General features: G+C 69.7%; 22 protein-coding genes. 6 read left to right on the top strand and 16 right to left on the bottom strand.

All coding sequences use genetic code 11. From position 1 onward, the window contains the following. Positions 1 to 13: 13 nt before the first annotated feature. The 13 genes from AMK18_RS04310 to AMK18_RS04250 all read right to left on the bottom strand — a co-directional run bounded on the left by AMK18_RS04310 (position 14) and on the right by AMK18_RS04250 (position 12063). Positions 14 to 742: a nuclear transport factor 2 family protein gene (locus AMK18_RS04310; RefSeq protein ID WP_073861691.1), complete on the bottom strand. Its 729-nt coding sequence runs from the start codon at positions 740 to 742 to the stop codon at positions 14 to 16. A 33-nt stretch (positions 743 to 775) separates the two neighbouring features. Beyond that, the gene (locus AMK18_RS04305) at positions 776 to 1306 is read right to left on the bottom strand and encodes a hypothetical protein (protein WP_037785548.1); all 531 of its coding nucleotides are present in this window, start codon (positions 1304 to 1306) and stop codon (positions 776 to 778) included. A gap of 75 nt (positions 1307 to 1381) precedes the next feature. Beyond that, the gene (locus tag AMK18_RS04300) at positions 1382 to 1966 is read right to left on the bottom strand and encodes a hypothetical protein (RefSeq protein WP_073861690.1); all 585 of its coding nucleotides are present in this window, start codon (positions 1964 to 1966) and stop codon (positions 1382 to 1384) included. Further along, the gene (locus tag AMK18_RS04295; protein WP_018100203.1) at positions 1963 to 2484 is read right to left on the bottom strand and encodes a hypothetical protein; all 522 of its coding nucleotides are present in this window, start codon (positions 2482 to 2484) and stop codon (positions 1963 to 1965) included. The genes AMK18_RS04300 and AMK18_RS04295 overlap by 4 nt, the downstream gene beginning before the upstream one ends. After that, positions 2481 to 3743 (bottom strand): MCE family protein, encoded by a 1263-nt coding sequence (locus tag AMK18_RS04290; protein WP_073861689.1) that lies wholly within the window; start codon positions 3741 to 3743, stop codon positions 2481 to 2483. Before AMK18_RS04290 ends, AMK18_RS04295 begins: the two co-directional genes overlap by 4 nt. Continuing rightward, on the bottom strand, positions 3743 to 4912 hold the full coding sequence (locus AMK18_RS04285) for an MCE family protein (RefSeq protein ID WP_073861688.1): 1170 nt from the start codon (positions 4910 to 4912) through the stop codon (positions 3743 to 3745). The genes AMK18_RS04290 and AMK18_RS04285 overlap by 1 nt, the downstream gene beginning before the upstream one ends. Continuing rightward, positions 4909 to 6057: an MCE family protein gene (locus AMK18_RS04280; protein WP_073861687.1), complete on the bottom strand. Its 1149-nt coding sequence runs from the start codon at positions 6055 to 6057 to the stop codon at positions 4909 to 4911. Before AMK18_RS04280 ends, AMK18_RS04285 begins: the two co-directional genes overlap by 4 nt. Position 6058: 1 nt before the next feature. Continuing rightward, positions 6059 to 7075, bottom strand: a complete 1017-nt coding sequence (locus AMK18_RS04275; RefSeq protein ID WP_073861686.1) for an MCE family protein — start codon at positions 7073 to 7075, stop codon at positions 6059 to 6061. Then, on the bottom strand, positions 7072 to 8103 hold the full coding sequence (locus tag AMK18_RS04270) for an MCE family protein (RefSeq protein WP_073861685.1): 1032 nt from the start codon (positions 8101 to 8103) through the stop codon (positions 7072 to 7074). The genes AMK18_RS04275 and AMK18_RS04270 overlap by 4 nt, the downstream gene beginning before the upstream one ends. Further along, positions 8100 to 9404 carry an MCE family protein gene (locus tag AMK18_RS04265; RefSeq protein ID WP_073861684.1) on the bottom strand — a complete coding sequence of 435 codons (1305 nt, stop codon included), beginning with the start codon at positions 9402 to 9404 and terminating at the stop codon, positions 8100 to 8102. The genes AMK18_RS04270 and AMK18_RS04265 overlap by 4 nt, the downstream gene beginning before the upstream one ends. Beyond that, on the bottom strand, positions 9404 to 10207 hold the full coding sequence (locus AMK18_RS04260) for an MlaE family ABC transporter permease (protein ID WP_073861683.1): 804 nt from the start codon (positions 10205 to 10207) through the stop codon (positions 9404 to 9406). Before AMK18_RS04260 ends, AMK18_RS04265 begins: the two co-directional genes overlap by 1 nt. A gap of 3 nt (positions 10208 to 10210) precedes the next feature. After that, a complete protein-coding gene (locus AMK18_RS04255; protein ID WP_018100211.1) occupies positions 10211 to 11071 on the bottom strand; it encodes an MlaE family ABC transporter permease in 861 nt (286 codons plus the stop codon). Then, a complete protein-coding gene (locus tag AMK18_RS04250) occupies positions 11068 to 12063 on the bottom strand; it encodes an ABC transporter ATP-binding protein (protein WP_026171149.1) in 996 nt (331 codons plus the stop codon). Before AMK18_RS04250 ends, AMK18_RS04255 begins: the two co-directional genes overlap by 4 nt. Before the next feature lie 801 nt (positions 12064 to 12864). Between AMK18_RS04250 and AMK18_RS04245 the strand changes: the two genes are divergently transcribed. After that, positions 12865 to 13776: a hypothetical protein gene (locus AMK18_RS04245; RefSeq protein ID WP_018100213.1), complete on the top strand. Its 912-nt coding sequence runs from the start codon at positions 12865 to 12867 to the stop codon at positions 13774 to 13776. 72 nt (positions 13777 to 13848) lie between these two features. Here AMK18_RS04245 and AMK18_RS04240 read toward each other — a convergent pair whose 3' ends face one another. The 3 genes from AMK18_RS04240 to AMK18_RS35125 all read right to left on the bottom strand — a co-directional run bounded on the left by AMK18_RS04240 (position 13849) and on the right by AMK18_RS35125 (position 16689). Then, positions 13849 to 15360 (bottom strand): DUF6801 domain-containing protein, encoded by a 1512-nt coding sequence (locus AMK18_RS04240; protein ID WP_073861682.1) that lies wholly within the window; start codon positions 15358 to 15360, stop codon positions 13849 to 13851. 50 nt (positions 15361 to 15410) lie between these two features. Continuing rightward, complete coding sequence (locus AMK18_RS04235) at positions 15411 to 15959, bottom strand: hypothetical protein (RefSeq protein WP_143202253.1); 549 nt, start codon at positions 15957 to 15959, stop codon at positions 15411 to 15413. Between the two features lie 112 nt (positions 15960 to 16071). Further along, complete coding sequence (locus tag AMK18_RS35125; protein WP_241836444.1) at positions 16072 to 16689, bottom strand: hypothetical protein; 618 nt, start codon at positions 16687 to 16689, stop codon at positions 16072 to 16074. 747 nt (positions 16690 to 17436) lie between these two features. Between AMK18_RS35125 and AMK18_RS04220 the strand changes: the two genes are divergently transcribed. From AMK18_RS04220 to AMK18_RS04200, 5 genes are all read left to right on the top strand, one after another. Next, positions 17437 to 18651, top strand: coding sequence for a helix-turn-helix domain-containing protein (locus AMK18_RS04220; protein WP_018100218.1), 1215 nt, complete (start codon positions 17437 to 17439; stop codon positions 18649 to 18651). A gap of 217 nt (positions 18652 to 18868) precedes the next feature. Beyond that, on the top strand, positions 18869 to 19132 hold the full coding sequence (locus AMK18_RS04215; protein WP_073862291.1) for a hypothetical protein: 264 nt from the start codon (positions 18869 to 18871) through the stop codon (positions 19130 to 19132). A 93-nt stretch (positions 19133 to 19225) separates the two neighbouring features. Beyond that, positions 19226 to 19699, top strand: coding sequence for an SCP2 sterol-binding domain-containing protein (locus AMK18_RS04210; RefSeq protein ID WP_073861679.1), 474 nt, complete (start codon positions 19226 to 19228; stop codon positions 19697 to 19699). Between the two features lie 4 nt (positions 19700 to 19703). Then, positions 19704 to 20918 carry an acyl-CoA dehydrogenase family protein gene (locus AMK18_RS04205; protein WP_073861678.1) on the top strand — a complete coding sequence of 405 codons (1215 nt, stop codon included), beginning with the start codon at positions 19704 to 19706 and terminating at the stop codon, positions 20916 to 20918. Positions 20919 to 21000: 82 nt separating this feature from the next. Continuing rightward, entirely contained in the window at positions 21001 to 21828 is an 828-nt protein-coding gene (locus tag AMK18_RS04200; RefSeq protein ID WP_073861677.1) for a hypothetical protein, read from the top strand. Positions 21829 to 21995 lie beyond the last annotated feature (167 nt).

Below are 21995 nucleotides of genomic sequence, written 5' to 3'. Positions count from 1 at the left end.
TGGGTCGCCTGGGTCACCGGGTGAAGGTGTCGATCGCGGAGATCCGCCAGCTGCCGCCCTTGCGGACCGCGTCCACGCTGAACATGGCGGCGGCGTAGGTGGTCTCCTCGGACTTGCCGGTACGGGTGTTGCGCTGGTCGGCGTAGATCAGCAGCCGGGCGCGGTCGCCGTCGAGCAGTTCCACGCCGCTGTCGGTGACGGTCGTGGTGAGGACCAGCTTCTGCTTCGCCGCCTGCTCCCGGACCTCGGCGAGCATGTCCGCGTGCTGCTGAACCGCCTTGCCGGTCAGGTACTTCGTGACCGCCGTCTCGGCCTTGGTGGGTGAGGCGTAGTCGTACGAGAAGACCGCACCGACGGCCTCGGTGATCTGGCCCTTCACCTCGCTGGTGCGGCTGATGTCGGTCAGGGCGGTGTTCTGCCGGCTCGGGTCGTCGCGCAGGCTCGCCGCCGAGGTGAACGCCCAGGCGGCGACGGCGCCGAGGACGAGGGTGAGGACGCAGAGGACGGCGGGCAGGCTGAGGCGCGGGCGGCGCCGGGGAGCCTTCTTCCCGGCCTCGGGCTCGTCGTCCCCGTCGTCCTCCTCGCTGTGCGGATCCGCCTCGTCCTGCGGGGTGTCCGGCTTCTCCGGGTCCGGTCCGCGCCCGGTGCGGGGGCGGGGCGGGGTGGTCGTCGCGGCGCGTTCGGCGGCGGCGACGGTGGCCAGGCGGCGCTGACGGTTGACCAGGTGACGGGTGGTCGACATGTCCGGGTTCCTCTCGGTGCTGGGGCGGGGGTGTCAGCCGGCGGTGTTGCCGACGGGCGCCTGTCCGAGGGCGCTGAGCTTCCACCCGTCGGGGGTGTGGGTGAGCTGGCCGAGCATCCGGCTCTCCTTCACCGCGGGCTTGCCCTTGGGCGCGGTCACGGTCACCCGGAGCGCCACCATGACCCCGGCCTTCCCGGCCCGGTCGTCCAGCTCGGTGACCGCGCCGGCCAGCACCTTCGCGGTGCTGACGGTCTTCGCCTCCTGGATCTGCTTCACGAACCCGGCCCGCCCGTCCACCAGTTGCTGGTGCAGGTCCCCGGTGGTGGAGTCCTCCCAGCTGTCGAGCCCCTTCTCCAGCTGGGCGTGGTCGAGCGTGTTCATGTTCTGCACGGCCTGCTCTCCCGCCGCCAGCACCTCGTCGCGGGTCTGGGCGTACGCGGCCGAGCTGTCGTGCCCCGCCTGGTACCGGGACACCCCGCCCCAGCCCGCGGCGGCCGCCGCCGCGACCGTCAGCACGATCGCCGCCGCCACCAGCGGATTCCTCGTCATCGCTACCCGTGCCATCGCTGCCTCTCCCTGCCGGCGGTCCCGCCGTGCTGTGCTGTCCGTGCTCGGTGGTGCGGTGGTGCTTCTCGCGGGCTACCGGGAGGTGATCTCCACGATCGTCCAGTGCCCTTCGCGCAGTTGGGCCGTGACGGAGAGCTGCGCGGCCGCCTTGCTCGCCGCCTTGCCCTTGCGCTCGTAGACCTGGTCGAGGAAGACGAGCAGGTGGGCGCTGTCGGGCGTCAGCCTGGTCACTCCGGCGCGCACGACATGAGTGGTGAGGGTGAGCTTCTGGTCGGCCGACTGCTTCTCGACCTGGCCGAACAGCGCCGCGTACTGCTGGAGCGCCTTGCCCGCGAGGAGCTTCTGCGCGGACGCCTTGGTGGCGGCGGTGCCGTCGGGGCTGTACGAGAAGACCTTGCCGAGCGCGTTGGTGACCTCGCCGGCCACCTGGGCGGTCGCCGCGCTGTCGGTCAGCGCCAGGTTGGACGTGGCGGGCGTGTCCCGCAGCTGCCTGCCCGCCACGTACATGACGGCTCCGGCGGCGAGCAGGGCGACGACGAGGACCGCGGCGAGGACGCGCGGCCGGCCGCGGGCGGGGCGGGTGCCGGTGTCGTCGGTCGGCTCGGGCGGCTCGACCGCCGCCTCCGGCCTCTCCTCGACGTCCACGTCGGTGTTCATGCGCCGCTCCCTATGCCGAGTGCCGTGAGCGCCTTGATCTTCCAGCCGTCCCCGGTCCGGGCGAGCGTGGCCTCGAAGCGTTTGCGCTCCGTGCCCGCCTTGCCGCTGCGCGGGGTGACCTCGACGTCGACGGTCGCGATCATCAGCGCGGTGCCGGTCCGCTCGTCCAGCTCCGTGAGCGCGGCGTCGGTCACCTTGCCGCGCGCGGTGGCGCCGGACGCCTTGAGGTCGGCGGCGTCCTTCTTCCGGGTCCGCTTCAGCTGGTCGTGCAACGGGCCCGTGGCGGACTCCAGCCAGCCGGCCAGGCCCGCGTCCACGCTCGTCGCGTCCTTGCCGTCCAGCGTGTTGAGCCGGGCCAGCGCCTGCCGGCCGTCCGCGAGGGCGGCGTCCCGGCTCTTGGCGTAGGCCAGGTCGTCGTCACCCCGGGCCTGGGCGTACGACCAGCCGCCCAGGGCGCAGACGAGGGCCGCGATCAGCAGGACGGCCCAGCCGCCGAGGCTTCGCGTACGGGGGTTCACTCGCCGTCCTCCTGTCCCAGGCCGAGCAGCCCGGCCATGCCCCGGGCCTCCGGTGCCGCGTCGGTCGCGGCGCCGAGCACGCCGGGCAGCCGGTCCTCCCCGGTGTCCCCGAGGAGCAGCGCGCCGGCCTTCGCCGGAGGTGGCAGCGGGCCGCCCGTCGGGGCGTTGGCGCTGCCCCGGACGTCGATGCCGGTGCCGGGCGAGGCGGCGCAGCGGGCCTTGGTGTTGACGGCCGGGGCGGGCGAGACGTCGAGGCCGTTGCGGTAGGTCGTGCCCTCGTATCCGGCGGTGCAGGGCAGCGGCTCGAAGAAGGTGATCGACATGCCGAACCGGGCACCGTCCTCGTCCACCGCGCTGGACCCGGCGGCCGCGACAGCGGGGAGTTTCACGAGCAGTTCCTCCAGGCCGCGCTGGCGGGTGACGGCGACGTCGGACGTGGTGAGGAGGTTGGCGACGACGACCCCGAAGCTGGGTTCGACGTCCCGGAGCAGTCCGCTGATCTGGTTCGTCGCGTCGGGGGCGGCGGCGATCAGCTTGCGCAGATCGGTGTCGGACCCCTTGAGCTGGGCGGCGAGTTCCTTCGCTCCGGAGGCGAACCCCTTGAGCGCTTCGCCCTGTTCGACCTGGGTGCGCAGGACGGTCTTGCCGTCCTCCATCAGCCGGGTGTTGACGGGCAGCGCGTCGTCGGCGGCGTCCACGAACTCGCTGCCGGTGTCCAGGAGGACCTGGAGGTCGTCGCCGCGCCCGCTGAACGCGGTGCCGAACTCGTCCACGACGGTGCGCAGCGACTCCAGGTCGACCGAGGAGGTGAGGTCGTTGACGCTGGTGAGGACGTTGGTCACGGGCGCCGGGACGGTGGTCTCGGCCTGGTCGATGACCGAGCCGTTCGCGAGGTAGGGGCCCTCGGTGCGGGTCGGCCGCAGGTCGACGTACTGCTCGCCGACGGCCGAGAGGTTCGCCACGACGGCCTTGAGGTCGTCCGGGATGCTGGGCGCGGACTTGTTGATCCGCAGCTCGGCCTCGACGCCGTCGTCGGTGAGTTCGATGGGCCCGACCCGGCCGACCGAGACCCCTCGGTAGGTGACGTTGGAGTGCGTGAAGAGGCCTCCGGTACGCGGGAGTTGCATCTTGACCGTGTAGTAGTCGCGCATGCCGACGTAATGGCCGAGGTCGGCGTAACGGATACCGAGGTAGGCGAGCACCAGCACGGAGATGATGAGGAAGGCGATGTTCTTGAGCCGGATGGCGAGGGTGATCATCAGTTGCTCCCCTTCGAATCCGTGGGCCGGCTCGTCGTCGGCGCCGAGGTCGCGGGAAGGGGCAGCGGCAGTCCGGCGCCGGCGACCGACGGGGACTGGGCGGGCGGGGTCTCCGGGTCCGGGTTGTAGGCGGGAATGATCTGGGTGCCGGGTTCGGCCGTCAGGTCCAGGTACACGTTGAGGTAGTCGCCCTTCACGCCGCGCAGCACCTCGTCCGTGAACGGGTAGGTGAGCAGCACCTGGAGGGAGTCGGGCAGGTCGTTGCCGGAGTCGGCCAGGGCCCGCAGGGTCGGGGCGAGGGCCTTGAGGTCGGCGATGGTGTCCGCCTTGCTCCGGTTGATGGTGGTGACGGCGACGTCGGAGAGGGTGTCCAGGGAGCGGAGCATCGTCATGAGCGATCCGCGCTGCTTCTCCAGGACCTTCATGCCGGGGCTGAGCTTGGTGAGGACGGTGCCGACCTGCTCCTTGCGGCCGGCGAGGGTGCTGGAGAGCCGGTTGACTCCGTCGAGCGCGGCGGTGATGTCGCCGCGGTGGTCGTCCAGGTTGGTGACGAGCTTGTCGACCCGGTGGAGCATGGACTTGACCTGGGGTTCCTGCCCGCTCAGGGCCTTGTTGAGTTCGGTGGTGATGGTCTTGAGCTGCTGGACGCCGCCGCCGTTGAGGAGCATGGACAGGGCGCCGAAGACCTCTTCGACCTCGGGGTTGCGGTTGGTGCGGCTGAGCGGGATGCGGTCGCCGTCGGCGAGGGTGCCCTGCTCCTTGCCCTTGGCGGGCGGCTGGAGCTGGACGTACTTCTCGCCGAGCAGGCTGGACTGTTCCAGGTGGGCGTAGGCGTTGGCGGGCAGGTCGATCTTCCCGTTCACCTTCATGGTGACCCGGGCCTGCCAGCCGTCGGGCGCCAGCGAAATCTTGGTGACCCGGCCGACCGCGACGTCGTTGACCTTGACCGAGGACTGCGGGGAGAGGCTGAGCACATCCCCGAAGTCCGCGGTGATCTCGTACGGGTGGTCGCCGAGGTCGGCGCCGCCGGGCAGCGGCAGGTCCTCGATGCCGGAGAAGTGCGGGGCTCCGCATCCGGTGACGAAGAGGGTGCAGCACAGGCCGAGCGCGACGAGTGCCGGTCCGCCCGTGGTGCCGAGGGCCGCGGGTCTGCGCGGTCGCCGGTTCATCGGTTCGCCCCCTTCGTGTCCTTGGCGTCCTTGGCGTCCTTGGCGTCCTTGGCGTCCTTGGCTTGCTTCGGGGTGCCGTAGACCGTGCCCACGGCCGGGAGCGGCAGCGCGGGCAGCGCCTGTTGCCGTTCGGCGTCCACCGGGGAGAGCCCCTGGAGGGCGAGGGAGGATTCGAGGAGCGGGCCGCCCATGCTGAGCTCGTTGAGGTTGGTCCGGCCGTTGAGCGTGCGGTGCTCGGGGTCGTACGCGTTGAGGACGTTGCCCGCCGAGAGCGGCAGGACGTCCATCGACTCGGCCAGCGAGGCGCGCTGGTCGACGAGGGCCTGGGTGATCGGCACGAGGGCGTCCACGTTCTTTTTGAGCTCGCCCCGGTTGTCCTTGATGAAGGTCTTCACCTGGCCGAGGGCGGTGCCGAGTTCCTTGAGGGCGGCACCGAGGTTCTTCTTGTCGTCGGCGAGGAAGCCGGTGACGGAGTTCAGCTGCTCCTCGGCGGCGCGGACGTTGCCGTCGTTGTCCTTCAGCATGGTGGTGAAGGTCTGGAGGTAGGACAGCGTGCTGAAGAGGTTGCTGCTCGACTTGTCCAGGGTCTTGGTGGCCTTGCCGAACTGCTCGATGGAGTCGCCGATGTCCTTGCCGTTGCCCTTGAGGTTCTTGGCTCCGGTGTCGAGGAGCCCGGCGAAGGCCCCTTCGGCGTTGGCCCCGTCGGGGCCGAGCGCGGTGGAGAGTTCGGTGATCGAGGCGTAGAGCTGGTCGACCTCCACGGGGACCGCGTTGTTGGCGGCGGGCAGCTGGGCGCCGTCCTCCATGGCCGCTCCCCCGGTGTAGGCGGGGGCGAGCTGGACGTACCGGTCGGCGACGAGGCTGGGGGCGACGACGACGGCGTGCGCGTCCTTGGGGACCTGGACGCCCTTGTCGATGTGCAGGACGACCTTGACGTCCTTGCCGCGCGGTTCGACGGACTCGACGCGGCCGACGCGGACGCCGAGTATGCGCAGGTCGGACCCGGCGTAGACGCCGGTGACCTGGTCGAAGTAGGCGGTGACGGTGGTGCCGCCCTGCTCCTCCAGGGCCGAGACCCCGGAGGTGGCGGCGACGGCCACGACGACGAGGCCGGCGCCGATGCCGATGACGCGGGTGAGTCTCATCTCAGTGCCCGCCTTCCTGCTTCGGCGGCATGCAGCCGGTCGCCGGGGGTGTGCTCGCGGGCAGGTAGTTCTTCGGGACGACCCCGCAGACGTAGTTGTCGAACCAGCGGCCGTTGCCGAGGGTGTTGCCGACGAGCCGGTTGTAGGAGCCGGCGAGCGCGAGCACCTGGTCGAGGCTCTTGCGGTTCTTCTTGAGGACCTCGGTGACCCGGCCGAGCGCCTTGAGGGTCGGCTTCAGCTGCTTGTTGTTGTCGGAGACGAGCCCGGTGAGCTGGGTGCCCAGGTCGCGGGTGCCGGTGAGCAGCAGGTGGATGGAGTCGCGGCGGGCCTGGATCTCGCCGAGCAGCAGGTTGCCGTCCTCCAGGAGGGTTTCGAAGCCGCTCTTCTTGTTGGCGAGGGTCTTGGTGAGCTGCTTGCTGCCCTTGAGCAGGGTCGCCAGCTGCGCGTCGCGTTCGGAGACGGTCTTCGACAGCGCGGAGAGCCCCTTGGCGGCGCTCTTCACGTCGGGCGGGGAGTCCTTGAAGGTGGCGGAGATCGTCTCGAAGCTCTTGGCGAGCTGCTTGGTGTCGATCTCGCCGATGGTCTCGCCCAGTCCGTTGAACGCCTGGGTGACGTCGTACGGGGAGGTGGTGCGGGAGGCCGTGATGCGCTCGTCCGGGTCCTGCGGGGAGTCGCCGAGCGGGTCGACGGCGAGGTACTTCTCGCCGAGGAGCGTCTTGATGGCGATGCCGACGGTGCTGGCGTTGCCGATCCAGGCGTCCTTGACCTTGAAGGTGACCTTCACCTTGGCGCCGTCCAGGGAGACCCCGGTGACCTTGCCGACCTTGACCCCGGCGATGCGGACCTCGTCGCCCTCGCCGAGTCCGGCGGACTCGGTGAAGTCGGCGCTGTAGGTGGTGCCGCCGCCGATGAAGGGGAGCGAGTCGGCCCGGTAGGCGCCGAATCCGATCAGGGCGAGGAGGAGCAGGCCCACGATGCCGACGGCGACGGGGTTGCGATGGCGTATCGGCTTGATCATGACAGGCACCTCGGCTGGGTGATCTCGATGCCGGTCGGCGGGGTGCTGCCGTCGCTCGTCGTCACACCGCTGACCTTGGCCTCGCAGAGGTAGAGGTTGAGCCAGGAGCCGTACGAGGTGAGGCGGCTGATGGCCTCCATCTTGGCCGGGGTCTTCTGGAGGAAGTTCTCGATCTTCGGGGTGTTGTCGGCCAGGTTCCCGGAGAGCCGGCCGAGCTGCTTGATGTCGTCCTTGAGGGGTTTGCGGCCGTCCTCGAAGAGGTCCGCGGTGACCGTGGTGAGCGCGCCCATCGCGGTGACGGCCTCGCCGAGGGGCTTGCGGTCGCCCGCGAAGCCGGTGACGAGGGCCTGGAGGGTGTCGACCAGGTCGTTGAAGCCCGCTTCCCGGTCGTTGACGGTCTTCAGGACCGAGTTGAGGTTCTTGATCACCTCGCCGATCACCTTGTCCTTGGCGGCGACCGTGCCGGTCAGCGAGCCGACGTGCTGGAGGATGGAGTCGACGGTGCCGCCCTCGCCCTGGAGCACCTGGACGATGGAGCCGGCCAGCTCGTTGACGTCGGGCGGCGAGAGCCCTTCGAAGAGGGGCTGGAAGCCGTTGAAGAGCTGGGTGAGGTCGAGCGCCGGGGTGGTGCGCGACAGCGGGATGGTGGAGCCCGGGGCGAAGCTCTCGCCGACGGGGCCCGCGCCCTGGTCCAGGTCGATGTAGCGCTGGCCGACCATGTTGAGGTACTTGATCGAGGCGGTCACGGAGGCCGGGAGCTTCTTGCTCTTGCGGACGCTGAAGGAGACCTCGGCGACCCGGCGGTCGGCGACCCTGACCGATTCGACCTGGCCGACCTTGACCCCGGCGACGCGGACGCTGTCCCCGACGATGAGGCCGGTGGCGTCGGTGAACCGGGCCTTGTACGAACGGGTGTCGCCCACACCGGTGTTGGCGATGGACAGGGCCAGGACCGTGGTGGCCAGGCTCGTCACCACGATGAACACGATCGATTTCGCGAGCGGTCCCGCGATGGAACGGCGCTTCACTTGAGCTTCACCTCCACACCGCGGAAGGCCGGTCCGATGAGCACGCTGCTCCACTCGGGCAGGGCCTGCGGCCGGACTTTCAGTGAGGGAGCGACCAGCTCGTTGACGAGCCGGCTCTCCTGCGGCGAGTTGGGCATGCCCAGCGACGGATCGGCCGCCGGGACCTCGACCGGCGTGGCCGGGTCCGGGTCGGCCGGGGCGGTGTCGGCGGCGGTCCTGGCGTCGGCGGTGGGCACGGTCTGGCCGACGTACGGGATGGAGTAGCAGTGCGGTCCGCCGGTCGCGTTGTAGACCGGGGTGTCCTTGCCCGCGACGTACTTCCCCTTGGACGGCACGGTCTTGAGGGTGACGTGCAGCCCGGGCTGGTCGGTGCCCTTGCCGAGCGCCTTGTCCATGGCCGGGACGAAGTTGGCCACGGTGCGCAGGGTGCAGGGGAATTCCGAGGAGTACTTCGCCAGGGTCTCCAGGGTGGGCCTGCCGCTCGCGGCGAGCCGGATGAGGTTGTCCTTGTTCCGCTGGAGGAAGGCGGTGACGTCACGGGCGGACGCGGTGGTGGAGCCGTACACGTTGGCGAGGTTCGCCTGCTGTTCGGCGAGGGTGCCGCTCGTGGTGGTGAAGTCGGTGAGGGCGTCCAGGATGTCGGGGGCGGAGTCCGCGTAGAGCCGGCTCACCTTGACGAGTTCCTTGATGTCCTCGTTGAGCGTGGGGAGTTGGGGGTTGAACTTCTGGAGGTGGGCGTCCAGCTTCACGAGGGTGTCGCCCAGCTTCTCGCCCCGGCCCTCCAGCGCGGTGGAGACCGCGTTGAGGGTGGCGGACAGCTTCTCCGGCTTCACGGCGGTGAGCAGCGGCAGGACGTTGTCGAGGACCTCTTCCAGCTCGATGGCGTTGCTGGACCGGTCCTGCGGGATGACGTCGCCGGCGCCGAGCGTCTTCGTGGAGGGCACGGGGGGCGGTACGAGGGCGACGAACCGTTCCCCGAAGAGGGTGGTGGGCAGCATCTGGGCGGTGACGTCGGCCGGGATGCGGTCCAGCTTGTCCGGCTTGATGGCGAGGGTGAGCCGGGCCCCTTCGCCGTCGGCCGCGATGTTCCGGACCTGGCCGACGACGACGCCGCGCAGCTTCACATCGGCGTTCTCGTGCATCTCGTTGCCGACGCTCGACGTGCGTACGGTGACGGTCGCGTCGTGCGTGAAGTCCTTCTCGTACACCGAGACCGAGACCCAGATGAGGACGGCGGGCACGAGGAAGAAGGCGACTCCGGCGGTTCTGCGGGCGGTGGCCCGGGTGGCGCGTGAGGACATCAGCCGGCCACCTTCACCGTCGTCGTGGCGCCCCAGATGGCGAGCGAGAGGAAGAAGTCGGTGACGCTGATCAGCACGATCGCGTTCCGCACGGACCGGCCGACGGCCACCCCCACCCCGGCGGGCCCGCCGGTGGCGTGGAAGCCGTAGTAGCAGTGGGCGAGGATCACCATCACGCTGAAGATCAGCACCTTGAGCACCGAGAGCAGCACGTCCGCCGGGGACAGGAAGAGGTTGAAGTAGTGGTCGTACGTGCCCGCCGACTGGCCGTTGAACAGGACGGTGACGTAGCGGGACGCGACGTACGAGGACAGCAGGCCGATCGCGTACAGCGGGATGATCGCGACGACCCCGGCGATGATGCGCGTGGTGACGAGGTAGGGCATGGAGCGCACGCCCATCGATTCGAGGCCGTCGACCTCCTCGTTGATGCGCATGGCGCCGAGCTGCGCGGTGAAGCCGGCCCCGACGGTCGCGGAGAGGGCGAGTCCGGCGACGAGCGGGGCGATCTCGCGGGTGTTGAAGTACGCGGAGATGAAGCCGGTGAACGCGGCGGTGCCGATCTGGTTGAGGGCCGCGTAGCCCTGGAGTCCGACGACCGTGCCGGTGGCGAGGGTCATCGCGATCATCACGCCGATGGTGCCGCCGACGACCCCGAGGCCGCCGCTGCCGAAGGCGACCTCGGCCAGCAGGCGCTGGACCTCCTTGAGGTAGCGGCGCAGGGTGCGCGGGATCCAGATCAGTGCCCGTACGTAGAAGGCGAGCTGGTCACCGGATCTGTCGAGCCAGCCGAGCATTGACATGGGTCAGCTCCCCTTCGCGGGGACGATCTGCAGGTAGATCGCCGTGAGGACCATGTTCACGAAGAACAGCAGCATGAAGGTGATGACGACGGACTGGTTGACCGCGTCGCCCACGCCCTTCGGACCGCCGCGCGGGTTGAGGCCGCGGTAGGCGGCGACGATGCCCGCGATGAAGCCGAAGATCAGCGCCTTGACCTCGCTGACGTAGAGGTCGGGCAGCTGGGCGAGGGCGGAGAAGCTGGAGAGGTACGCGCCCGGGGTGCCGTGCTGGAGGATCACGTTGAAGAAGTAGCCGCCGAGGGTTCCGACGACGGAGACGAGGCCGTTGAGCAGGACGGCGACGAGCATGGTGGCGAGCACGCGCGGGACGACCAGGCGCTGCACGGGCGAGACGCCCATGACCTCCATGGCGTCCAGCTCCTCGCGGATCTTCCGGGAGCCGAGGTCGGCGCAGATCGCGGACCCGGCGGCCCCGGAGACCAGCAGGGCCACGATGATCGGGCTGGCCTGCTGGATGACGGCGAGGACGCTGGCGCCGCCGGTGAAGGACTGGGCGCCGAGCTGCTGGGTGAGCGAGCCGACCTGGAGGGCGATGACCGCGCCGAACGGGATGGAGACGAGGGCGGCGGGCAGGATGGTGACGCTGGCGACGAACCAGAACTGCTCGATGAACTCCCGCACCTGGAAGGGGCGTCGGAAGGTCTCCCGGGTCACGGTCCCGGCGAGCGCGAACAGCCGCCCGGTCTCGCGCAGGGGCGCGGCGAGCTTGCTGGGGCGCGGGGCCTCGGGCGCCTTCGCGGGCTCCGGGGCGCGGTCCACCGGCTCCGGTTCGCCGGGGGGCCGTACGGGCATGGGGGCGGTCACCGGCGTCCACCGCCCACGGCCGGGCTGTAGCTGTTGAGGATCGCGGTACGGGCCGCCTCCGGCAGCTCGCCGATCATCGACATGACGCGTTCCCGGCGGCGCAGGGCGCCCTGGCGCACCGGCAGGCCGGGCGAGGGCTCCAGCTGGGGGACGACGGTGCGGGGGGCGTTGGCCGAGCTGATGCCCTGTCCGTAGCCGTTCAGTTCCTCGGCGGCGAGGGTGGCGGCGTCCTTCTCCTCGGACATGCCGATGGGCCCCTCGCAGCGGCCGGCGAGGAACTGGTTGACGACGGGCAGGTCGCTGGTGAGCAGCACCTCGCGCGGCCCGAAGGTGACGAGGTTGCGGCAGAACAGCATCCCCATGTTGTCCGGCACGGTCGAGGCGATGTCGAGGTTGTGGGTGACGATGAGCATCGTCGCGTCGATCTGCGCGTTGAGGTCGACGAGGAGCTGCGAGATGTACGCGGTGCGGACCGGGTCGAGGCCGGAGTCCGGTTCGTCGCAGAGGATGATCTGCGGGTCGAGGACGAGGGCCCGGGCGAGGCCGGCGCGCTTGCGCATACCGCCGGATATCTCACCGGGGAGCTTGTTCTCCGCACCCAGGAGGCCCACGACGTCGATCCGCTCCATGACGATGCGGCGGATCTCGGATTCCTTCTTACGCGTGTGCTCCCGGAGCGGGAACGCGATGTTGTCGAAAAGCGACATGGAACCGAAAAGCGCGCCGTCCTGGAACATGAGACCGAAGAGCTTGCGCGTCTCCATGATGTCCCGCTCGGAGCCGTTCACCATGTCGACGCCATTGACGAGAACGCGCCCGCGCTCAGGTTTGAGGAGGCCGATGATGGATTTGAGGAACACCGTCTTTCCCGTCCCGGACGGGCCGAGCATGACACTGACCTCGCCTGCGGGAAGCGTGAGCGACACATCCTGCCAGATGTTCTGCTTGCCGAAAGACTTGGTGAGCCCTTCGACCACTACTTCGATTCCCATCCCACCTCCTGCGTGCGCTCACGAAGTGACAGAAATGCGCCGAGGGGCGCACGTTAAGTTCACCGGCACCGCCAGGACAAGCCCTTGAGCAGCCCATTCGCAAAGATCCGGTCCGTTTGTCATCGGATGACAAATTCCGGTTCCGATCTTGTGAAGTACTGCGCACTGCCGTCCGTCGGTGCAGGCCGGAACCCCGCGGCCCAGGGGGCCGGACCTGCGTCCGGACTCCCTGCCGACGGGCGGGCAACCTCCGGACGCGCCGGAGGAGTTGCTGACGGAGGCGACGCTACGGGTGGGTAACCTGGGCCGCAATACCAGGTCATCAAGTTTTCGCGCGAGGGCGCGCAGGGGGTGATTCTTTCTCATCGACTGAGCAGAACGGCCGGAAAAACTGTCGCCTCGTGACAAGTTCCGGGGCCGGCCGCCGGGGCGCGTACGCCGCACAGCGCATCGAGAAGCGCTCGGGACCGGCTCGAATGCACAAGTGACAGGCGGGATTCCGCATATCCGGCAGGCCTGACTCGCGGCCGCGCCCGCGAGCGTCTGCGCACGAAGTGACAAGAAGGCCGGATCCCGTACTCATCCCTGACGGAAATGCACGACCTGTCCACAGAATCTCATACGGCGGGATTGTGTACCGGTGTTTCCCGCCAGTAACCTCACGGCTCGGTGAATGGGATTTCGTACCGGCCCCGTCCGACGCCGTCCCGGCACCCGCATTCCGCATTCCGCATTCCGCGCTCAATTCGCTGCGCACATCGGAAACAAGGGGAAGACATGAGAACCTCGAACCGGGTACGTGTGGGGCTGCTGGCCTCCTTCACCGCGCTCGCCGCCGTCGCGTCGATGGGCACGGCCACGGCCGCCCCGGCGACGCTGAACGGAAGCTGGGCGCCCTTCAGCCGCTGCCCGGTCGACGACCCGGCGATGCTGGCGGCCGACGGGGCGACGGACACCGCGATCTGTGTGTCGTCCCACTCGGCGAGCGGCTCCATCAAGCTCGGCAACACCGAGGTGCCGGTCGGCGTCAGCGACCTCCAGGTCGGCGTGGTCAACCACCCGGGCGGCACGTCCACCGTGGTCTCCCCGGCGGGCGGCGCGCTCATCGCCGACTCCGCGAAGGTGCCGGGCGGCCTGCTCGGGCTGATGTGCCCGAACGACGTGCCCGTCATCACCGGCATCTGCAACACCCTCACCGACGTGAACCTGAACCGGGTGACGGCGACCATCGAGTCGGTCAACACCCCGACCGGCTTCCAGCTCGTGGCGGGCACGACGACCGGCAAGCCGATCCTCACCCTCCCGGTCCGGATCCACCTCCAGAACCCGATCCTCGGTGACAAGTGCTACATCGGCTCCGCCTCGGACCCGATCCTGCTCAAGCCGCAGAACCTCACCCAGCCGGCCATCTCCAGCGAGAAGTTCGCCGGCGACGGCACTCCGGACACGGCCGGCCAGATGAACCGGCTCAACCTCCTGGGCGCCACCCAGACCGACACCACGTACGCGGTGCCCGGCACCAACGGCTGCGGCCTGCTCGGCGCGCTCAACTGGGCGGTCAACCTGAAGACGGGCCTGCCGTCGGCCTCCGGCAACAACAACGTCACGCTGGACGGCGCGCAGACGTACGTGGCGACGATGAACAAGCCGCGAGACGCGGCGCCCGACGCGGGCAAGCTGCTGGCGCAGTACTGGCACTCCGCGGTGCGGTAGCCGCTGCCGCGCCGTGAAGCCCTGAAGGGGCCGCCTCCTTGCGGAGGCGGCCCCTTCGGTGTGCCGGGCGGATTACGTGGACGGCTTCGTGCCGGGCAGTTCCGGCAGCGGGGGCGGGCAGTAGGACCGGGTGGGGTTGGCGGGATTGCAGGTCGGGGCCTGGTTCATGAAGACCCGGTTGCCGGGCCCGGAGATGGAGGCGGTGAAGAGCGGGTTCAGGTCCTCGCCGCCCGAGCCGCAGCCGGTGAAGGCCGGAATGTCGACCTCACCTTCCAGGACGCCGCCCAGGGCCACGTTCTTGTACGAATCTCCCCCGTCCAGAACCACCTTGAACGGCTTCGACGTCCTGCAGTTGTCTCCCACGTCCAGCGGCGTACCGTTGATCCTGACGTCGTGGAGGCGCAGAGACTGCTGGAAGTAGACCGTGGAGAAGTCGACTTTCCCCGTGCCCGGATTGACGCTGCCGATGGAGATGGTCATGGGCCCGTTCTCGAAGGACACCTTGGCCGTCACCGGCTGGAACCCGAAGGTGAGGAAGGTGGACTCGGCATCCGGGAGGTCCAGGGTGGCGATCGAGTCGATCCGGGTGTAGAGGCCACCCTCCTCACTGGCCTTCCGGTTCGTGGTGCGCTTCGTCGACATGACGCTGATGAGCGCCGGGGCATCGGGGTCGTTGATGATCATGGCCCCGTTCAACTTCTGCACGTTGGCCAGGCCCAGCGCGTTGGCACACATGAACACGCCGGGGAGGTTCGTCTCCTTGACGGGGGCGCCCGGCGGCGGTTGCGGTGCCTCACTCCCGTCCACGTCCCCCACCGGTGGCTCGACAGGGCACCAGTCGGGATCGTCCTCATCGGCGGCCGCCGGTTCCACGGTGATGTCCTTGTCCTTCCCTCCGGCGGCACCGTCTGCCGGGGTGGCGGGCGTCCCGGGGGAGCTGGACGGCTCGCTGCCGCCGGGAGCGGTCACGTGCGTGGTCGCGACATGTCCGTTCTCCCCCTCCTTCAACCGGCACGTCACCGTGGCCAGAGGCGGCGCGCTCTCCTCGGGCGCCGCCGTGGCGGAGCGCAGCTCGACCGTGAACTCCCCCAGCGAGAAGTCGACATCGCCGGCGGACCCGAACGTCACGTAGGGGACCTCACCGGAATGGACGAGCGTCACGTCGCCGTCGGCCGGGAGGGGAGTGCTCGGCGCGTTGAGCTCCCATGAAGCCTCGGCCGACTCTCCGTTCTGGGCGACCTTCACCTTGAGCGCGGCCCGGCTCACGACGGCCTCAGCCCCCTCCGGCAACAGTGCGGCGAGATCGGCGCGTGAGAGCGTGAGGCCGAACGACACGGGCCCCGGCTGTACGGGCCGGTCGACCTCACCCGAGTCCGGGACGTCCACCGACAGGGCCACGGCGGCCGCCACGGCCGCCACGTCACTCTTCTCGGTTCCGCAGGCTGCGGCCAGGCTGACGGGCCCCGGGCTCTCGTCGGCCGCCGAGCCTCCGCCCGACAACAGCCCGGCGAGCAGGGCCAGTCCGGCAACGGAGGCGACCTTCACGGAGCGCCCCGCGCGGGTCACAGGTGTCTGGGTGTGCATATCGGGGGTGCCCTCCACGGGTGCGAGCAGTGGTTCGTACCGGGTTGCGGCTAGCCGGTCACGTGGTACGTGGCGCTGTAGTGGACCAGGTCGTCGTCGTTGACGAGCCCGAGGCAGGCGGCATCGGACACGACCAGGTCCCCGTCGAGAACGAGCTCGTCGGTGGTGTTGTCGAAGGGGCCGAAGAGGGAGCCGCCTGCGTCGAAGGAGCAGCCGAAGCCCTCGACGTGGACCGCGACGCCCGGGACGGTGACGTTGTACACGTTCGGGTTCGAGGAGCTCGGACCGCCGGCCGAGACCTGCCAGGGGAGCCCGGTGACCGTCAGCGCGACGGTCATACCGCCCATCGTGCAGTTGGTGAACGAGAGGAGGGCGACGTCGGCGGCGACCGGGCCGGTGTCGTAGAGCCAGCCGCTCGCGTCGGAGGAGTCACACGTCAGCAGCCCCAGGGTCGCATCGTCGGAATGCGCCGCGTAGGGCCCCGGCGGGGTCAGCGTCTCCACGGAGGTGGTCCCGGCGGTGGCCGAGGAGACCGCACTGCCAAGGGCCGCGACGAGGGCGGCCGCGACGACAGCGGATCTTCGCACACGAAGTTTCACGAACTCACGTCCTCACAATCGGGACACCGTACGTACGACGCCCCCAACGAGAAGGCCGGGCCGGCCGCGGAGAGGCTCCGCGGCCGGCCCGTACCTGTGTGCTCCAGCGGCCTTACGGCGTGGTGATCACCGGCGACGTGCCGGTCGAGGTGACGTTGACGTGGTACGAGGCGTTGAAGGACGCCACGTCGTCGTCGTTGATCAGGCCGAGGCAGTCGGCGTTCGACGCGACCAGCTCGGTGCCCGACCCGTCGATGACCAGGTTGCCGGAGCTGTTGTCGTAGTAGCCGTACACCTTGCCGGTGAAGTCGGCGGAGCAGCTGAAGCCCTCGATGTGGGCCGAGATGCCGGTGACGTTGCCCTTGACCCGGCTGGAGTTCGAGGGGTCCACGCCGGTGACGTTGATCGTCCACGGCGTCGCGGTCATCGTGACGTCGAAGTCGAGACCGCCGACCGTGCAGTCGGTGAAGCCGATGGCTCCGATGGTGGCCATGTTGGCGCCGGTGGCGCTGCTGGCGTTGACGGTGCCCGAGGTGACGTCGGAGGAGTCACACTCCAGGCTGGCCGCCGGGACGTCCAGCGTCGGGTTGGCCGCGTGGGCGGTGTACGCCCCGGACGGGGTAGCCGACCACGAGGACGTGGTGCCGGCGGAGGCGGTGGTCACCGCCATACCGAGGGCGGCGGCGCCGGCGGTGACGATGATTGCGGCTCTACGTGCAAGGGTGTTCACGGAATCCGGTTCCCTTCGAGGGTGTGTGACCTACACCGGGGGGGCCACTTCCGGCCGGGTGAGCGGCGCTCCCGGAGCGGGGGGTCACGAGACAGGAATGTGGCAGTCCGACCTGACGGGCTGCTCGACCTCTTGCGTTCGGCGATGACGCTACGGGCGAGTAATGTCGCTCCGCAACACACCGGAACAAAGAATCTCCACAATCATCGTTCTCTCTCAGAAATTGCTTGCGAGGCGAGTACGGCCCGCCGATTTTTTATCGAGAAGTGAGCAGTTCCGTCGGGGCCGACACCCCCGCCCCTGCTCACCCGGTGAGGGTACGGCCTCCGCCACCGCCCAACGCCCCACGTCACAGCCCTGCCGTACGGCCTCACCCCGGCGCACCTCCGCACTCTTGACTTCCCCCTGCCGGCGCAGTGGAATTCACCGCGAATAGCGCAGGCGACATTGTTCGGGGAGTCCGGAAGCGCGCGTCGGAGCCACCGCCGCAATACCGGAATCCGGGCCCCCGCATCAGCACCGCGCAAGTGATCCGCGAGCCGGACTCAAGCGCGGAGGCCGAACGGACGGGTGGCTGAAACCCGCCGATACATGGCCCATACATTTCGTCTTGTCCTGCCTGTGTTCAGAGCCACATACGTGGACTATCTTCGGCAGCCGATGTTGGTACGCACCTGAGGACGGGTGGGAGCGCTCTCCCGTCCGTCACCCCCCATCGGGCGCCGAAGAGCAAGAAGGGGTCAAGGTATGCCGGGAGTTGCGCAACCCTCGGAGCTGGGAGAGCCGCTGGGACCGCTGCCGCAGGAGTTCGCCACGATCGTGCGGCCCGAACTGCCCAGCCTCATCAAGGAGATCGGCCTTGAGGTCACCCGCGCCTATCCCGAGTACGCGCGACTCCTCGAAGGGCCGTACGGCCAGGGCATCCGGGTCGGCGTCGAGCAGAGCATCTCCGTGTTCGTGGACCAGGTCGCCGAGCCGGCCGCCCCCTCCGCGCTGCGCGACGAGATGTGCCGCAGGTTCGGCCGGTTCGAGGCGTACGAGGGGCGCAGCCTGGACCAGTTGCAGGGGGCGTACCGGCTGGGCGCCCGCGTGGCCCTGCGCCGGGCGAAGAAGATCGGCAGGCGCTACAACCTCTCCCCCACCATGATGCTGACGTTCGCGGACGCGCTGTTCAGCTACGTGGACGAGCTGGAAGCCCTGTCGCGCGAGGGGTACTTGGAGGTGAGGTCGGCCTCCGACGACCACACCGACACCTTGCGGCGCAGGCTGCTGCATCTGATCCTGGCCGGGCGGCCGGTGCCGCGCGTGGCCATCGCGGAGCTGTGCGAGCAGACCGGTTGGACGCTGCCGGACGAGGTGACGCTCGTCGCCGTGCGCCCCTCCCCCGACCTGGACCGGCTGGCGATCGACCGCGACGTACTGGTCGACTTCACCGACCCGCAGCCGCACTTACTGATCCCGGGCCCCTTCGACGACATGCGAAGACGCATGCTCGAACACGCCCTGCCGGGCGTCCGCGCCGCCATCGGCCTGACCGTCCCCTCGTCGCTGGCCTCGGACTCGGTCCGCTGGGCACGACGGGTCCTGGAACTCGTGGACGCGGGCGTCATCGAGGACGCGCCGGCCATCCTCTGCGACGACCACCTCATCACCCTGTGGCTGCTGTCCGATCCGGTCCTCCTCGACCAGCTCGCGCGCCGCGAACTCGCCCCGATGGCCAACATCAGCGCCAACCGGCGCGAACGGCTCATCGAAACCCTCAGGATCTGGCTCGACACCCGGGGCACGGCGGCCCAGATGGGCGAGCTGCTCGACGTACACCCCCAGACCGTCCGCTACCGGATGCGCAATCTGGAATCGATCTTCGGCGATCAACTGGTCGATCCGGAGGCGCGGTTCTCCACGGAGACCGTGCTCCGCGCCATGCAGCTGCGGGCTCGCAGCAACGACACACCCATCTGAACAGCGCGCGACGCACCTCAGGCCCGACGAGCACCTCACGCGAAGTCAACCTACTTGCAGGTAAGGGGAAATAGCCGGTCATTCCCAAACGGTTGCCACACGGAGACGTACTCAACGCGAAACCAGGAACTGCGTCTCGTTATATGGAGTGGAGTCGGTCCGCCCACCCGGCGGTCCGACGCCCGACCTCCTGGCCACCATCGAGAGGGAACCCCCCATGACCGCCTCGCACCTGCTCGTCCCCGTCCCGATCCCGGACCGCATCGCCGCGCTGATCGGCGCCTGCACCCCCGCGCACATCCTCCAGGCCGAGTTCGATGCCGACTGCGCCGCGCGGGAGGTCCGCAGGTTCCGCGGACCCCGGCTGGGCATCGAGGACCAGGCCGACCGCGAGCTCGCCCTGGCGGAGCTGGCCCGCGCCAACAAGGCGCTCGCCGCCCACCACCCCCGGCTCGTGGTGCGCCCCGGCTCCGCCTGGTGACCGCGTACGGCAGCCCGTGCCCCTGTCTTGCGAAGAGACCGCCGCACCCTTACCTTACTCAAAAGTAAGTTTACTCCAGAGTAAGGAACTGGCGTGGCCGACAACAGCAGCGGCAATGTCACCGGCGAACTGGCCGCCCTCGACTTCGCGGCCGTCTCCCCCGAGGAGTTCGCGCGGATCGTGAAGGGGCTGTCCGCCAAGCAGCTCGCCGAGGTCATGCACGGGGAGCTGCGCGCCCGGGTGCTCGGCGAGGTCTTCGGCCGGATGAAGCAGCAGTTCCGCCCGGAGGCGGCCGGGGCGCTCACGGCGCTGATCCGCTGGAAGATCACCGGTCACACGGAGGTGGTCTACGAGACCTCGATCGCGGACGGCACCTGCACCGTCAGCGAGGGCCGCTCGGAGGCGGAGCCGCGTACGACGCTGGTCATGGCGGACGCGGAGTTCCTGAAGCTGGTCTCCGGCAACGGCAACCCCATCACCATGTTCATGATGCGCAAGCTGAAGGTGGCCGGTGACGTCGGCCTGGCCTCGGGCCTCACGCGCTACTTCGACATCCCGAAGGCGTGAGCCGATGAGCTACTTCTCCCTCGCGCTCACCGAGGAGCAGCAGGACCTGCGCAACTGGGTGCACGGCTTCGCCGCCCAGGTGGTGCGCCCGGCGGCGGCCGAGTGGGACGCCCGCGAGGAGACGCCCTGGCCGGTCATCCAGGAGGCCGCGCGGATCGGTCTCTACGGGTTCGAGTCGCTGGCCGACATGTACGGCGACCCGTCGGGGCTCTCCCTCCAGATAGCCAACGAGGAACTCTTCTGGGGCGACGCCGGCATCGGCATGGCCCTGTTCGGCACCTCGCTCGCCGTCGCCGGGATCTTCGCCTCCGGCACCCCGGACCAGCTCGCCGAGTGGGTGCCCCAGTGCTACGGCGACGAGGACGACCCGAAGGTCGCGGCGTTCTGCGTGTCCGAACCACAGGCCGGGTCCGACGTCTCCGCGATGACCACGAAGGCCCGGTACGACGAGGCGAAGGACGAGTGGGTGATCTCGGGCCAGAAGGCGTGGATCACCAACGGCGGCATCGCCGAGGTCCACGTCGTCGTCGCCTCGGTCGATCCGGCGCTCGGCGCGCGCGGGCAGGCCGCGTTCATCGTGCCGCCGGGCACCGAGGGCCTGGCCGCGAGCCGCACCATCAAGAAGCTGGGGCTGCGCGCCTCGCACACGGCGGACGTCTTCCTGGACGACGTACGGGTGCCGGGGCACTGCCTGCTCGGCGGCAAGGAGAAGCTGGACGCCCGCCTCGCCCGCGCCCGTGAGGGCTCCACCGCCAAGGGGCAGGCCGCGATGGCCACCTTCGAGGTCAGCCGCCCCACGGTCGGCGCCCAGGCGCTGGGCATCGCGCGCGCCGCGTACGAATACGCGCTGGAGTACGCGGGCGACCGCGAGGCGTTCGGGCGGCCGATCATCGAGAACCAGTCGATTGCCTTCGCCCTGGCCGACATCCGTACCGAGATCGAGGCCGTACGGCTGCTGATCTGGCAGGCCGCGTGGATGGCCCGCAACGACCGCACCTTCGACGCCGGACAGGGCTCCATGTCCAAGCTCCGCGCGGGCGAACTCGCAGTGGCCGCCACGGAGAAGGCCGTCCAGATCCTGGGCGGCGCCGGATACAGCCGGGAGCACCCGGTGGAGCGGATGTACCGCGACGCCAAGATCTACACGATCTTCGAGGGGACCAGCGAGATCCAGCGCCTGGTCATCGCCCGGGCGATCTCGGGGCGGCACATCCGCTGAGCACGGGGGCGGCGGGCGGGCGCGGGAGCGGGCCAGCGAGGATGGGCGGGTCCGTACCACCGCCGCACCCGGGGGAAACGCCATGCCCGCCGTCCCGCGCCCGTCCGTCCTCTTCGTCACCGACCTCGCCTACGAGGCGCGCGGCCGGCGCTACTGCGACGAGGACATCCGGCTGACGGCGCGGCTGCGCGAGAGCTTCGACCTGGCGCTCTGCCACCCGCGCGACGCCGCCGCCCTGCTGGACCGCTTCGACGCCGTCGTCATACGCAACAGCGGCCCGGTCCTGCACTACCAGGAGGCGTACGACGCGTTCCGGGCACGGGCCCTGGAGCTGGGCACCCGCGTGTACAACCCGCTGACCGGGCGCGGGGACATGGCGGGCAAGCAGTACCTGGTGGACCTGAGCCGCGCCGGGTACCCGGTCATCCCCACCGTGGACCGGGCGGCGGACCTCGGGCTGCTGCCGGAGGCCGAGGGCTATGTCGTCAAGCCGAAGCTGGGCGCGGACTCGGTCGGGCTCAGCTTCGTGACGACGCCGGAGCTCGGCCCGGGCACCGACGGGACCCTGCTCGTCCAGCCCCGGATCGACTTCCGCTACGAGGTGTCCTTCTATTACGTCGACCACGACTTCCAGTACGCGCTGCACGCCCCGGACCCGGACCGGCGGTGGGTGCTGGAGCCGTACGCGGCGAGCGCGGCGGATCTGGCGTTCGCCCGGTCCTTCGTGGAGTGGAACACGCTGGACCACGGCATCCAGCGGGTGGACGCCTGCCGCACGGCGGACGGCGAGCTGCTCCTCGTAGAACTGGAAGACCTCAACCCGTATCTCTCGCTGGACCGGGTAGCCGCCCCCGTACGGGAGGCATTCGCCACCCGCATGACGGCCTCGCTGCGGGATCTGCTCGCTTAGGGGCCTCTCGTGTGGATCAGGCCGGGCTCGCGGGCTCTGGCACCGCACCTCGCGGCGTTGTCGTCAATCACCAACGCTCCGCGTTGCCTCAATCCTCCGCCTTGCGATGCACGGCACCAGAGCCCGCTCCCTGATCCGGCCTGATCCACACGAGAGGCCCCACACGT

It is taken from the genome of Streptomyces sp. CB01249 (genome assembly GCF_001905735.1).
In the GTDB taxonomy this organism is placed as follows: Bacteria; Actinomycetota; Actinomycetes; order Streptomycetales; family Streptomycetaceae; genus Streptomyces.
The sequence above is the reverse complement of the archived record's forward strand: the minus strand, read 5'-3'. Positions and strand labels throughout refer to the sequence as shown.

Bases quoted from the DNA above. Each gene is read 5' to 3' on its own strand.
- AMK18_RS04310 (WP_073861691.1), bottom strand. From the start codon at position 742: ATGTCGACCACCCGTCACCTGGTCAACCGTCAGCGCCGCCTGGCCACC.
- AMK18_RS04305 (WP_037785548.1), bottom strand. From the start codon at position 1,306: ATGGCACGGGTAGCGATGACGAGGAATCCGCTGGTGGCGGCGGCGATC.
- AMK18_RS04300 (WP_073861690.1), bottom strand. From the start codon at position 1,966: ATGAACACCGACGTGGACGTCGAGGAGAGGCCGGAGGCGGCGGTCGAG.
- AMK18_RS04290 (WP_073861689.1), bottom strand. From the start codon at position 3,743: ATGATCACCCTCGCCATCCGGCTCAAGAACATCGCCTTCCTCATCATC.
- AMK18_RS04285 (WP_073861688.1), bottom strand. From the start codon at position 4,912: ATGAACCGGCGACCGCGCAGACCCGCGGCCCTCGGCACCACGGGCGGA.
- AMK18_RS04280 (WP_073861687.1), bottom strand. From the start codon at position 6,057: ATGAGACTCACCCGCGTCATCGGCATCGGCGCCGGCCTCGTCGTCGTG.
- AMK18_RS04275 (WP_073861686.1), bottom strand. From the start codon at position 7,075: ATGATCAAGCCGATACGCCATCGCAACCCCGTCGCCGTCGGCATCGTG.
- AMK18_RS04265 (WP_073861684.1), bottom strand. From the start codon at position 9,404: ATGTCCTCACGCGCCACCCGGGCCACCGCCCGCAGAACCGCCGGAGTC.
- AMK18_RS04260 (WP_073861683.1), bottom strand. From the start codon at position 10,207: ATGTCAATGCTCGGCTGGCTCGACAGATCCGGTGACCAGCTCGCCTTC.
- AMK18_RS04250 (WP_026171149.1), bottom strand. From the start codon at position 12,063: ATGGGAATCGAAGTAGTGGTCGAAGGGCTCACCAAGTCTTTCGGCAAG.
- AMK18_RS04240 (WP_073861682.1), bottom strand. From the start codon at position 15,360: ATGCACACCCAGACACCTGTGACCCGCGCGGGGCGCTCCGTGAAGGTC.
- AMK18_RS04220 (WP_018100218.1), top strand. From the start codon at position 17,437: ATGCCGGGAGTTGCGCAACCCTCGGAGCTGGGAGAGCCGCTGGGACCG.
- AMK18_RS04215 (WP_073862291.1), top strand. From the start codon at position 18,869: ATGACCGCCTCGCACCTGCTCGTCCCCGTCCCGATCCCGGACCGCATC.
- AMK18_RS04205 (WP_073861678.1), top strand. From the start codon at position 19,704: ATGAGCTACTTCTCCCTCGCGCTCACCGAGGAGCAGCAGGACCTGCGC.
- AMK18_RS04200 (WP_073861677.1), top strand. From the start codon at position 21,001: ATGCCCGCCGTCCCGCGCCCGTCCGTCCTCTTCGTCACCGACCTCGCC.